This is a genomic window from Sulfitobacter undariae, assembly GCF_014196805.1.
Taxonomy (GTDB): domain Bacteria; phylum Pseudomonadota; class Alphaproteobacteria; order Rhodobacterales; family Rhodobacteraceae; genus Sulfitobacter; species Sulfitobacter undariae.
In genome coordinates, this window is sequence record NZ_JACIEI010000004.1 from 94,914 (window position 1) to 107,193 (window position 12,280).

At 53.2% G+C, this 12,280-nt stretch carries 9 protein-coding genes; 3 read left to right on the forward strand and 6 right to left on the reverse strand.

Translation table 11 applies throughout. The annotated features are described in order from the left end of the window. Nucleotides 1-11: 11 nt before the first annotated feature. Nucleotides 12-1,010: a hypothetical protein gene (locus GGR95_RS08475; protein WP_184564783.1), complete on the reverse strand. Its 999-nt coding sequence runs from the start codon at nt 1,008-1,010 to the stop codon at nt 12-14. A 107-nt stretch (nt 1,011-1,117) separates the two neighbouring features. Next, nucleotides 1,118-3,817, reverse strand: a complete 2,700-nt coding sequence (gene secA, locus GGR95_RS08480) for a preprotein translocase subunit SecA (RefSeq protein WP_184564785.1) — start codon at nt 3,815-3,817, stop codon at nt 1,118-1,120. A gap of 174 nt (nt 3,818-3,991) precedes the next feature. On the opposite strand from secA, the gene GGR95_RS08485 reads away from it, so the two are divergent. Genes GGR95_RS08485 through GGR95_RS08495 form a run of 3 tightly spaced genes read left to right on the forward strand, consistent with a single transcriptional unit; the run spans nt 3,992 to nt 6,543 of the window. Beyond that, the gene (locus tag GGR95_RS08485; protein ID WP_184564787.1) at nt 3,992-4,888 is read left to right on the forward strand and encodes a peptidylprolyl isomerase; all 897 of its coding nucleotides are present in this window, start codon (nt 3,992-3,994) and stop codon (nt 4,886-4,888) included. Between the two features lie 7 nt (nt 4,889-4,895). Further along, nucleotides 4,896-6,122, forward strand: a complete 1,227-nt coding sequence (argJ, locus tag GGR95_RS08490) for a bifunctional glutamate N-acetyltransferase/amino-acid acetyltransferase ArgJ (RefSeq protein ID WP_184564789.1) — start codon at nt 4,896-4,898, stop codon at nt 6,120-6,122. Between the two features lie 22 nt (nt 6,123-6,144). After that, nucleotides 6,145-6,543 (forward strand): (deoxy)nucleoside triphosphate pyrophosphohydrolase, encoded by a 399-nt coding sequence (locus tag GGR95_RS08495; RefSeq protein ID WP_184564791.1) that lies wholly within the window; start codon nt 6,145-6,147, stop codon nt 6,541-6,543. 328 nt (nt 6,544-6,871) lie between these two features. Here GGR95_RS08495 and infB read toward each other — a convergent pair whose 3' ends face one another. From infB to rimP, 4 genes are read right to left on the reverse strand one after another with little or no spacing between them, the layout of a single operon-like run. Continuing rightward, a complete protein-coding gene (infB, locus tag GGR95_RS08500; RefSeq protein ID WP_184564793.1) occupies nt 6,872-9,346 on the reverse strand; it encodes a translation initiation factor IF-2 in 2,475 nt (824 codons plus the stop codon). 8 nt (nt 9,347-9,354) lie between these two features. Continuing rightward, entirely contained in the window at nt 9,355-9,975 is a 621-nt protein-coding gene (locus tag GGR95_RS08505; RefSeq protein WP_184564795.1) for an RNA-binding protein, read from the reverse strand. A 23-nt stretch (nt 9,976-9,998) separates the two neighbouring features. Then, nucleotides 9,999-11,612: a transcription termination factor NusA gene (nusA, locus tag GGR95_RS08510; protein WP_184564797.1), complete on the reverse strand. Its 1,614-nt coding sequence runs from the start codon at nt 11,610-11,612 to the stop codon at nt 9,999-10,001. Further along, nucleotides 11,612-12,190: a ribosome maturation factor RimP gene (gene rimP, locus GGR95_RS08515; RefSeq protein ID WP_184564799.1), complete on the reverse strand. Its 579-nt coding sequence runs from the start codon at nt 12,188-12,190 to the stop codon at nt 11,612-11,614. The genes nusA and rimP overlap by 1 nt, the downstream gene beginning before the upstream one ends. Nucleotides 12,191-12,280: the final 90 nt, after the last annotated feature.

Consider the following 12,280-nt stretch of genomic DNA (forward strand, 5'->3'; position numbering starts at 1 on the left):
TCAGCATTGCGTTAGTTAGACGCAACCTTCATGTCTTCGAACAGATTATTCAACACCAGAAAGTTACCTGAGGCATCACATTCGGGCACAGCAAGCGTCAAATCTTTAGATGTGATATCCTTGCCACTTAAGGTCTGCAAAGTCCGCGCTTCAATCTCGAGTCCACAGTTATTTTCAGCGACTTCCGTTTCAACACTCACAGCGACATCACCAGAGCTTTGCGAAGCGCTGACGGGAAAGGTATAAACCTCTGCGGCAAGGCCATCCACTGCCGAAGGATCACCCAAACGCGTGAGATAGCCCCCGCGCCCTGTCACGCCAAATGTTGCATCACGTGTAGCGCCCGACCAAATATGCCCTTCGCTATTATAGTCAGCGCCAAACTCGCGCGCATGAAGCTGGAAGCCAGTATCGCCTTTCCACTGCAAAACCACACGGTCAAAATCTGACATGTCCTCTACGGTTGTCTGCGCAACACCACCCTCGCCATTGGTAAAGGCCACAATAAAGACAGCCTCTTTTTCCAGCGCCGGAACAGTAATGTTCAGATTGCCGTTTGCATCTGTAGTTTGGCTAAACACCAGACCCGCATGGTGCACCGTCACACGCTCTGCTGGCAAACAAGGTGCAGCAAGCGTCAGCTTTACCATAGCAGCAGCGACTGACCGAGCTTTCGCAGAGATTTCACAAGTTGCCGCCGCTTCTGCCTCGGGCAGAGGTGCCGTTTCTGTTGCATCCGTGCTCGCAGTGGCTGCAGCTTTTGCTGCGGGCTCCGCAATCTTCGGTGCGACGGAGGGCGCGTTCTCTGACTGCTGAGGCTCGTCAAATTTAGCTGCTGTCAGTGTAATGGCACCAACGTCCAGAATGGCCGCCTCTGCGTTCGCCAAAGGCGCGCCCTGAAAACCGTCAGAAGACGACGTTGTGGTCTGCCCACCCTGCATAACGTAGCCGATGGCCAAGGCGCAAGCCAGAGCTCCAGCGGTGGTGGCAACTTCTTTACGGTACTTCATATCCTCGGTCCCTTGTTACGAAGTGGGTCGAGAATCACAATCACCTGAAATCGAGGCCACAATACGGCGGCCTCGAGCTGATATTAAGACAATTTTAATAAGTATGCTTAGGTGAGTTGCCCGTGGCAGTGCTTGAACTTTTTGCCAGAACCACAGGGGCACAGATCATTCCTTGCGGGTGACCCCCATGTAGAAGGGTCATTTTCATCGAACCCGTCAATGGCTTCTGCTGCCGCTTCGGCCTGATCCACGGCATCATCGACCGCGTCGTCCGCCGCCCGTTGCTGTGCCAACATCTGCTCCATCAGCCGTTGCTGTTGTTCTTCACTTGGCGGCTCGATGCGTGACAAGCGCTGCGTCACATCTGAACGCAAGCTGTCCAGCATGCTTTCAAACAACTGGAACGATTCGTTTTTATATTCGTTCAGCGGATCACGTTGCGCATACCCGCGGAAACCCACAACCGAGCGCAGGTGCTCAAGCGTCAAAAGGTGCTCACGCCATTTTGCATCAATCGTTTGCAACAAGAAATGCTTTTCGATGTTGCGCATATTTTCAGGACCGAATTTTTCAGTCTTTTCGGCCATCAATTTATCTGTTGCTTCGATCAAGCGATCACGAATGATGTCATCATCTACGCCGTCTTCTTCACACCATGCAATCACGGGCACATCAACGCCCAACTGCTCAATCACAGCGGCGTAAAACCCCTGTGTGTCCCACTGATCTGCATAAGTATTGACCGGCATATACTGGTCAATCAAATCATCGACCATCTGATGACGCATATCTTCGGTGATTTCATGCAAATCCTGTGATTCCATGATTTCACGGCGTTGCCCGAAGATGACTTTACGTTGTTCGTTCATCACGTCGTCAAACTTCAACAACTGCTTACGCATGTCAAAGTTGCGGCCCTCGACCTTGGCTTGCGCACGCTCAAGAGACTTATTCACCCAAGGGTGGATGATCGCTTCGCCCTCTTTCAGGCCCAACGATGTCAGAACTTTTTCCAATCGGTCAGAACCGAAAATGCGCATCAGGTCATCTTCGAGAGACAGGTAGAACGAAGAACGTCCCGGATCACCCTGACGGCCAGACCGACCGCGCAACTGGTTATCAATCCGGCGGCTTTCGTGACGCTCGGAGGCCAGAACGTATAGGCCACCTGCCTCAAGAACCTTTTTCTTTTCATCAGCGTGTTCGGCTTCGATACGGGCGCGAACAGCAACTGGATCGGCCTCGGGATCGGCGGCCAATGCATCCAGAACTTTCAGCTCAACGTTACCACCCAACTGAATGTCAGTACCACGACCCGCCATGTTGGTGGCAATAGTCACGGCACCGAATTTTCCAGCGTCGCCGACAATTTGTGCTTCTTGCTCGTGCTGGCGGGCGTTCAAAACACTATGCTTGATGCCTTCTTTTTCCAGCAGCTTACTCAACATCTCGGACTTCTCGATTGAGGTTGTCCCCACAAGGCAAGGCTGGCCTTTGGCGTGCGCCTCTTTTGTGTCTTCGATCAACGCAGCATATTTCTCTGCAACAGTGCGGTAGACGGCATCATCCGCATCCTGACGCGCCACAGGCACGTTGGTAGGTACTTCGACAACACCCAACCCGTAGATTTCCATAAATTCATCTGCTTCGGTCAGGGCCGTGCCTGTCATCCCTGCGAGCTTATCGTAAAGGCGGAAATAGTTTTGGAAGGTCACAGACGCCAATGTGACGTTTTCGGGCTGAATTTTCACACCTTCTTTGGCTTCAATCGCCTGATGCAGGCCATCCCCCAAACGACGACCAGCCATCATGCGGCCGGTAAATTCATCGATCAAAACAACGTCGCCGTCACGCACAATATAGTCTTTGTCTTTTTCAAACAGGGTATGCGCGCGCAAACCTTGGTTTACGTGATGCACCAAAGACGTGCTTTCAGGATCATAAAGCGTCGCTTCACCTTCCAACAACTCACGGGCGCGCAATTGTTCTTCGAGGAACTCAATACCCTCGTCGGTAAAGGTCACACCGCGGGTTTTCTCATCCAGTTCATAATGCTCGGGCAGCAGCGTCGGGATAATCGTATCAATGGTCTGATACATGTCTGAACGGTCATCAGACGGACCGGAAATAATCAAAGGCGTACGCGCTTCGTCAATCAGGATACTGTCAACCTCATCCACAATCGCAAAGTTATGTTGCTTTTGGAAAATCTCGCTCAGCTCGGCTTTCATATTGTCGCGAAGATAGTCAAAGCCAAGTTCATTGTTGGTAGCGTAGGTGATATCGCATTCATAGGCATGACGCTTTAGATCATCGGGCATGTTCGGAATGATATAGCCGGTCGTGAGACCCAACGAAGCAAAGACTTTGCTCATCCATTCCGCATCACGTTTCACCAGATATTCGTTTACTGTAACAATGTGCACGCCTTTGTGAGTAAGCGCATTGAGATAAGCCGCAAATGTCGCGGTTAGGGTTTTACCTTCACCTGTCTTTTGCTCGGCCACGTTGCCTTGATGCAAGAAAATCGCACCCATCAACTGGGTATCAAAGGCGCGCAGTCCCAAAGTACGGCGCGCACCCTCACGGCAGTTGGCAAAGGCTTCAGGAAGCAATGCATCAAGGCTTTCGCCTTTCAAAGCACGGGCGGACAATTCCTCGGTTTTATCCTTGATTGCCTCATCCGAGAGTTTCTCAAACTCTGGCTCTAGCGCGTTGATCTTTTCAACCAGCGGGCGGACGGCTTTGATCTTGCGACCATTAGGCGAACCAAAAACTTTTTTGGTGAGTGTTCCGAGTCCCAGCATGCGATCTCCAGCCGATGTTAAAATCATTCGCGCGATCTGCTTGCCCCGCAAACTCCCAATCCATAGATAGAAGTCAGAGTGATGGCTACCTGCCGCGCCCATCAGCGATGTAAGTGCCACCAGCCAACGTGTCAATGTAACCAGCCCGCTAGTACGGGAATGATAGGACTTTCAATGCAAAAACCCCTCACTTTTCTTGCTTCCCTAGCAATTGTAGCCGCGTTTGCACTTCCTGCGATGGCCCAAGAAACTGCACCGGCCGAAACTGCACCAGCCGAAACTGCGCCCGCTGCCGTGGTTGCAGATCCCTCAGTTGTTGTCGCAACTGTAGGTGACACTGAAATCACCGTCGGTCACATGATTGCAGCTTGGGCATCGCTTCCCGAACAATATCAAGGCCTGCCTGAGGATGTACTGTTCCAGGGCATTCTCGACCAATTGGTTCAGCAAACCGCGCTGGCACAACAGTTCAGCGGCGATCTTCCAAAACGTATTGAAATCCTGCTCGATAACGAGCGCCGCTCGCTGACAGCAGGTGAATCCATCAACGCCATCATGGATTCACCCCTTGCCGAAGCAGACGTTCAAGCGGCTTACGACGAGGAATACACCAACGCCGAGCAAGGTCAGGAATTCAACGCGTCCCACATTCTGGTCGAAACAGAAGAAGAAGCATTGGCTGTGATTGCAGAGCTTGAAGGCGGCGCTGACTTTGCCGAAGTTGCTGCAGAAAAATCCACAGGCCCCTCCGGCCCGAATGGTGGCCAACTGGGTTGGTTCGGCGAAGGCGCTATGGTTCCTGAATTCGAAGCAGCCGTCGTTGCAATGGAAGTCGGTGCTGTTTCCGCACCAGTCAAAACACAATTCGGCTTCCACGTGATCAAGTTGAATGAAACCCGTGTTCAGGAAGCCCCTGCTTTGGATGATGTGCGTGAAGAACTTGAGATGCAACTTCGCCAAATCCGAGCGCAGTCAAAAATCGAAGAAGTGACTGCCGCAGCTCAAATTGACCGCAGCGGCGCAGAAGCTGTTTCACCCTCTGTCATCAAACAAATCACAGTTCTGGAATAAGATCACTATGGCAAAGATTTCCGCTGTTTCTCCGCTCGCCCCTGCTGCGTTTCCTTCCCTTCCCGTGATCGGTGGCGTGAAATTCGCCACTGCCGCGGCGGGAGTAAAGTATCAGGGCCGAACAGATGTCATGTTGGCAACCTTGGTGCCGGGCACAGTGGTGGCAGGAGCGTTTACGCGCTCCTCCACCCGCTCAGCGCCAGTTCTGGATTGTCAGGCCAAGATGGGCATCGCTTCTGCGGAGGGCGCGGCGATCCTTGTAAATTCAGGGAACTCCAACGCCTTTACTGGCAAAGTTGGTGTGGCTTCGGTTGCGGCAATTACCGCCGCCGTTGCCGACGCCTGCCATGTTCCTGAAGGACGGGTCTTTACCTCCTCAACGGGCGTCATCGGGGAACCGCTCCCCCATGAGCGAATCACGGCAGTGCTGGGCTCACTGGCCGCCAACACAAAGGCAGATGACATTGCCGCCGCGGCCCAAGCGATCATGACCACCGATACCTTCCCTAAAGGGGCTTCGGCCACCGTTCTGATTGACGGAAAAACAGTCTCTATTGCAGGCATCGCAAAGGGTTCTGGCATGATTGCGCCAGATATGGCCACGATGCTGGTCTATATCTTTACAGATGCAAAAATTGCCCAAGACAAGCTTCAGTCCATCGTAAGCGCCCAAAACGAAAAGACATTCAACTCGATCACCGTCGACAGCGATACCTCGACCTCCGACAGCCTAATTGTTGCCGCGACAGGAACCAGCGGCATCGCAGTAGATGACAGCGTTGAATTCTCTGACGCGCTGCACAGCGTGATGCAAGACCTTGCCCACCAAGTTGTCCGCGACGGCGAAGGTGCGACCAAGTTCGTCGAGGTTAACGTTATCGGCGCCGCCACGGATGCGGATGCCAAGTTGCATGCCATGTCGATCGCAAATTCACCATTGGTGAAAACAGCCATCGCTGGCGAAGACGCCAATTGGGGCCGGATTGTAATGGCTGTCGGTAAATCCGGTGCGGCCGCCGATCGTGACCTTTTAGGCATTCGCTTTGGTGATATCGAAGTAGCCAAAAACGGCTGGCGCAGCGAAAGCTATTCCGAAGAAGCCGCCGCCGCGCATATGAAAGGTGAAGATATCGTCATCACCGTCGATATTGGTCTGGGATCTAGCACGTCTACCGTTTGGACCTGTGACTTGACCCACGGTTATATCGATATCAACGCTGACTACCGCTCGTGAGCTATTCTTCGGGGGCATATCAATGAAGATGGTGCTGGTCTCAGCCGTTGCACTGATTGACGTCGACGGGCGCGTGCTTTTGGCACAGCGTCCGCCTGGCAAATCCATGGCGGGTCTGTGGGAGTTCCCCGGAGGGAAGATCGAACAAGGTGAAACTCCAGAGGCGGCGCTAATTCGAGAATTAGAAGAAGAGCTGGGGATCGATACTTGGGCCTCGTGTTTGGCGCCATTGACCTTTGCCAGCCATAGCTACGATGATTTTCACCTGATGATGCCTTTGTTTGCCTGTCGTAAATGGAACGGCACACCGCGCCCAAAGGAAGGTCAGGTGTTGAAGTGGGTTAAACCCGAAGCCATGCGTGAATATCCAATGCCAGCAGCCGATATTCCACTGATTTCCATCCTACGTGACTGGCTCTGAACACTGCGGACCCAGATTGAGCGTTAAAACTTCACTTTTCATTACAAAAGTGAATGATTGTGCTGGAAGTGTTAACAATCCGAGCTAGAGTGAATCAGCATCAATTCTGGGGAGGATTAATTATGCTACGTACTATCACTTTGGGAAGTTGTGTTTCTGTTCAAGGCACATTTGTACACGCCATTCCGGATGGTCGGATCGCTGTTAAAGTAAACAACACTGTTTATTCAGGAACACCGATTACCAAAAACTAGCTACTCTCAAATCAAGATACAAAAAAGGGACGGTGCATAACACCGTCCCTTTTTCTATTTTTCAAACTGGCTTATTAGCTCAGCGTGCGTGTCACTTCTTCACGGGTGAAGATTTCGATCACATCGTCAGGGCGGATGTCTTCGTAGTTTTCGAAGGCCATACCACATTCCTGACCGGACTGTACTTCTGGTACTTCATCCTTAAAGCGCTTGAGCGTCTTAAGCGTACCTTCGTGAATAACAACGTTATCCCGCAGCAGACGTACACCAGCAGAGCGGCGCGCCACCCCTTCGGTAACCAGACAGCCAGCCACTTTGCCGATGCCTGTGACCTTGAACACTTCTTTGATGCTTGCGTAGCCAATGAAGGTTTCTTTGATCTCGTTACTGAGCAAGCCGGAAGCCGCCGCTTTTACGTTGTCCACCAGATCGTAGATAATCGAGTAGTAGCGGATCTCGACACCCTTCTGGTTTGCCGTGTTACGCGCAGAGGCGTTGGCACGGACGTTAAAGCCAATGATCGGCGCGCCCGAAGCTTCGGCAAGGCCCACATCTGTTTCAGTGATCGCACCAACACCAGAGTGAAGAACCCGTACACGGACTTCATCGTTACCGATTTTCTCCATTGCCTGAACAATCGCTTCGGCAGAACCCTGCACATCCGCTTTGACCAGAATAGGCAGTTCAGAAACGTTTTCATCAGCTTTGGCATTTGCCATCAACTGTTCCAACGTCGTTGCGGCACCCGCAGCAGCGCGTTTGTCTTTAGCGGCGTTTGCACGGTATTCCGCAATCTCACGCGCCTGCGCTTCGGTGGATGTCACGTTCAGAACGTCACCCGCTTCTGGCGTACCATTCAAGCCCAGAACCTCTACAGGAACAGAAGGGCCAGCTTCTTTTACGCGGTTGCCTTGGTCGTCAATCAACGCACGAACCTTACCGTACTGCTCACCTACAACAAAGATGTCACCCTGACGCAATGTACCGTTTTGCACCAGAACCGTCGCCACTGGACCACGACCCACATCAAGCTGTGCCTCGATCACGGCACCAACGGCAGCGCGGTTCGGGTTTGCTTTCAGTTCAAGGATCTCGGACTGCAATGCAATCGCTTCCAGCAGTTCATCCAGACCTTGGCCAGTGACCGCTGAAACTTCAACGTCCTGCACATCGCCAGACATCTTCTCAACGATAACTTCGTGCTGCAACAAAGCAGCGCGGACACGGTCGGCATCAGCCGCTGGTTTGTCGATCTTGTTGATCGCCACGATCATCGGCACTTTAGCCGCTTTCGCGTGGGCAATCGCCTCGATTGTCTGAGGCATAACAGCGTCATCCGCCGCGACCACCAGAACCACAATATCCGTTACCTGTGCACCGCGCGAACGCATGGAGGTAAAGGCCGCGTGGCCCGGAGTATCAAGGAAGGACAACACTTGGCCGCCATCGGTAGTCACCTGATAGGCACCGATATGCTGGGTGATGCCACCCGCTTCGCCGGAAACAACCTTGGCGTTACGGATCGCATCCAGAAGGGATGTTTTGCCGTGGTCAACGTGACCCATGATGGTGATCACAGGTGGACGTGACCGCAGATCGCCTTCGTCATCGACTTCGATTTTGATCACATCTTCAACGTCAGCATCGGAAACGCGAACCACTTTGTGGCCGAATTCTTCGATGATCAGTTCCGCTGTATCCGCATCGATGGTTTCGTTTTGCGTTACCATCAGACCGGATTGCATCAACGCTTTCACAACAGCGCCAGTTTTCTCAGCCATACGTGCGGCCAGTTCGGACACAACAATTGCTGGTGGCAATTGAACGTCACGAATGATCTTTTCGCGCTCGACGTTACCGCCCATCGCTTTTGCACGTGCGCGGTCTTGCTTACGCTTCATCTGCGCCATGGAACGCTGACGGCCACCTTCACCGCCACGCAGCGCTTGGTTTACTGTCAGTTTACCTGAACGACGATCGTCGTCTTGGCGATTCTTTTTGTTTGTTTCTTCGCGGTCACGCTCGGTTTTACGCGGCGTAGCAGCAGGAAGCGCTTTGTTCGGCGTTGCGCGTGCTTGAGCTGGCTCAGAAGGAGCAGGTGCAGCAGCTTGCTGTGCAGCGGCTTCCGCAGCACGTTTCGCGCGCTCTTCTTCCTCGGCTTTCGCCTTGAGGCTCTCTTCGCGCTCGCGATCTTCTTGCTCTTTCGCTTCCATCTCGGCGCGACGGCGCTCGCGATCTTCTGCGCGTGCTTTTTCTTCCGCAGCGCGTGCTGCGGCTTCTTCTACTTCACGCGCTTTCGCGGCTTGTACAGCCTTCAGGCGGCGTTCCATTTCTGAATCGGTGATGCCTGCGGGGCGCCGTGAAGGATCGCCTACAGGGCCCGCACCCGGACCGGTTGGTTTTTGGCCACCAGGCTTTGGTACCACAACGCGTTTGCGCTTAGTTTCCACGACGACGTTTTTTGTACGTCCGTGGCTAAAGCTCTGCTTTACGTTGCTGGGACGCGAACCGCCCAGACCCAATGTTTTTCTGCCGTCACTATCGCTCATCTAGCTCGTCATCCTTTCGGCTGGCCGTTGCCAGCCTCGTTTTTGCGCACGCCGTTTAGTCTATGGGCTTCCTCTACAACACGTAGAGTGAGTCCACCAGAGGCGAGCGCCCCATGTATCACAGTTTGGCGTCCGAATGCCAAACCTAATTCATCCGCAGTCAAACACCCGATATAGTGTCCATAGTGCGGCGTACTCAGTTTCGATTTGCCGCGCCCTGATCCATCCGAAGCTTGAATCAAGACGTGCGCCTCTTCCGTTTGCAGCCAGCTTTTGACCTTTTCATAGCCCGCAACGGCTTTGCCCGCCTTGCGTTCCATCGAAATCAACTCCACCACGCGGCGGACCAACTGTTTTTCTACTTCTTCAACCAGATTGTCTGGCGCCTTTAACGGCTGCTTCGCAGAGCGCGAGAACAGCCCTTTTTTCTGTGCAGTTTCAAGAGCATCGCGATCTGCTGACACCCACATTCCGCGGCCGGGCAGTTTGCCCATCACATCCGCAAACACCTGTCCGTCCGGCCCTATGACAAAACGGATCATTTTATATTTCGGGTGCACCTCACCTGTGGCAAGACACTTCCGCTCTGCGCCGCTTTCGCGATCTTTGGATGCGCCACCGCGTCCCATATCGGTTCCCCCGAGACCTGCGATCAGGCCTCGGCCTCCTCGTCTGCGTCGATGTCTTCTTCAACATCGGCTTCCAGTTCAGCGGGATCAACCCAACCCAGCAATACGCGGGCTGTCATGATCAGCTTTTGCGCGTCTTCCAATGACATTTCAAAGGCTTCCAATGTGCCTTCGTCTTTGACGCGTTCACCGTTCACAGTGGTCCAGCCACCCGCCAATTCCCAATCCGCACAGGTTGCGAAATCTTCCAGCGTTTTAACATCGTCTTTTGCCAATGCTTCAATCATCTGGGGTGTAAGGCCCTCAAATTCAAACAGGCTGTCTTCTACGCCCAACGCACGTGCGGCATCCAATGCGGCTTTACTCTGTGCTTCCAAAACATCACGGGCACGGGCTTGCAATTCACCCGCAGTCGCTTCGTCAACACCGTCAATCACCAGCAGTTCGTCAACTTCGACATAGGCGACTTCTTCTAGGTTCGTGAACCCTTCGGATACCAGTAGTTGGGCAAAGAACTCGTCCAAATCAAGGTTATCCATGAACAATTTTGTGCGCAGTTCAAACTCGGCCTGACGGCGCGCGCTGTCTTGCTCTTCGGTCATGATGTCAATGTCGAGGCCAGTCAGTTGGCTGGCCAGACGTACGTTTTGACCGCGACGGCCAATCGCCAACGACAATTGCTCAGCAGGAACAACAACTTCGATCTTGCCGGCTTCCTCATCCAGAACAACCTTGGAAACCTCTGCTGGTTGCAACGCGTTCACAAGGAAAGTCGGCTGATCGTCATTCCAAGGAATGATGTCGATCTTTTCACCCTGAAGTTCGTTCACAACCGCCTGAACACGGCTACCGCGCATACCAACGCAAGCGCCGACAGGGTCGATAGAGTTATCATAGCTGATCACAGCAATCTTAGCGCGCGAGCCCGGATCACGGGCCACAGCTTTGATCTCGATGATGCCGTCATAGATTTCCGGCACTTCCATCTTGAACAATTCAGCCATGAATTGCGGATCTGTACGGCTCAGGAAAATCTGTGGGCCGCGCTGCTCGCGACGGACATCCTTGATGTAAACGCGGATACGATCGTTCGGGCGGTATGATTCGCGGCCGATTTTCTCGTTGCGGCGCAGGATCGCTTCGCCAGCGCCCACATCAACAATAACGTTGCCGTATTCTTCGCGTTTGACCAAACCGTTGACGATTGTGCCTGCGCGATCTTTGAATTCTTCATACTGGCGGTCACGCTCGGCTTCGCGGACCTTTTGAAGGATCACCTGCTTGGCAGACTGTGCCGCGATACGGCCCATTTCAACTGGCGGCACTTCTTCAACATAGGTTTGACCGATTTCTGGATCAGCCATATACTGCTTGGCTTGCTCAACCGTAAATTCAGCTTGATAGTTTTCCAGCTCATCATCCGCAACAACGGTACGAACGCGGGTGAATGTCGCGCGGCCTGTTTTGCGGTCGATCGCCACACGAATGTCCATTTCCGCGCCATAGCGGGACTTGGCAGCACGGGCCAGAGATTCTTCCATCGCGTCAATAACCAACGCTGGGTCGATCATTTTTTCGCGGGCCACTGCTTCGGCAGTTTGCAGCAGCTCCAACTGGTTTGCGGATGTAATGGCCATTAGATTTCTCCCTCGTCAGACTCTTCGGTCTCGACATCATCAAATTGGGTTTCGTCAATCACACCGGACGCTTTGCGTTGGCGCAGCATTTCTTTGATCAACTCGTCCGTCAGGACCAGCTTGGCATCTGTCAGCCAATCGAACTTTAGGCCAACAGTGCCTTCTTCGATGTTGATCAGCACTTCGTCACCTTCAACACCCGCCAACTGACCCTTAAAGCGGCGGCGACCGCCGATCAGCTCATCGGTTTCGATCTTGGCTTCGTAGCCTTCAAAATTGGCAAAGTCTTTGAGACGCGTCAACGGACGGTCAATTCCGGGCGATGACACCTCAAGCGCGTATTCTTCGGCAATCGGGTCTTCTACATCCAAGATGGCACCAACTGCGGTGCTGATCTGGCCGCAATCATCTACTTCGATCCCGCCATCAGGCTTGTCAGCCATGACCTGCAAGATCGCATTTTTACCAGACATCAAACGTACACGCACCAATTCATACCCCAAGTCTTCGATGACAGGGGTGATGATTTCGGCGAGACGCCGGTCCATGGCTGCTTTGGCGATAAGATCGTTGTTCATAAGTTCACTTGCCTTTAGGCACAAAAAAACGGGCGCGCGGCCCGTGTCAGAGGTTCGATGGACGTTCGGTTTGGACCCGTACGCGCCGCT

Bases quoted from the DNA above. Each gene is read 5' to 3' on its own strand.
- infB (WP_184564793.1), bottom strand. From the start codon at position 9,346: ATGAGCGATAGTGACGGCAGAAAAACATTGGGTCTGGGCGGTTCGCGT.
- secA (WP_184564785.1), bottom strand. From the start codon at position 3,817: ATGCTGGGACTCGGAACACTCACCAAAAAAGTTTTTGGTTCGCCTAAT.
- GGR95_RS08475 (WP_184564783.1), bottom strand. From the start codon at position 1,010: ATGAAGTACCGTAAAGAAGTTGCCACCACCGCTGGAGCTCTGGCTTGC.
- GGR95_RS08495 (WP_184564791.1), top strand. From the start codon at position 6,145: ATGAAGATGGTGCTGGTCTCAGCCGTTGCACTGATTGACGTCGACGGG.
- GGR95_RS08485 (WP_184564787.1), top strand. From the start codon at position 3,992: ATGCAAAAACCCCTCACTTTTCTTGCTTCCCTAGCAATTGTAGCCGCG.
- GGR95_RS08505 (WP_184564795.1), bottom strand. From the start codon at position 9,975: ATGGGACGCGGTGGCGCATCCAAAGATCGCGAAAGCGGCGCAGAGCGG.
- rimP (WP_184564799.1), bottom strand. From the start codon at position 12,190: ATGAACAACGATCTTATCGCCAAAGCAGCCATGGACCGGCGTCTCGCC.
- argJ (WP_184564789.1), top strand. From the start codon at position 4,896: ATGGCAAAGATTTCCGCTGTTTCTCCGCTCGCCCCTGCTGCGTTTCCT.
- nusA (WP_184564797.1), bottom strand. From the start codon at position 11,612: ATGGCCATTACATCCGCAAACCAGTTGGAGCTGCTGCAAACTGCCGAA.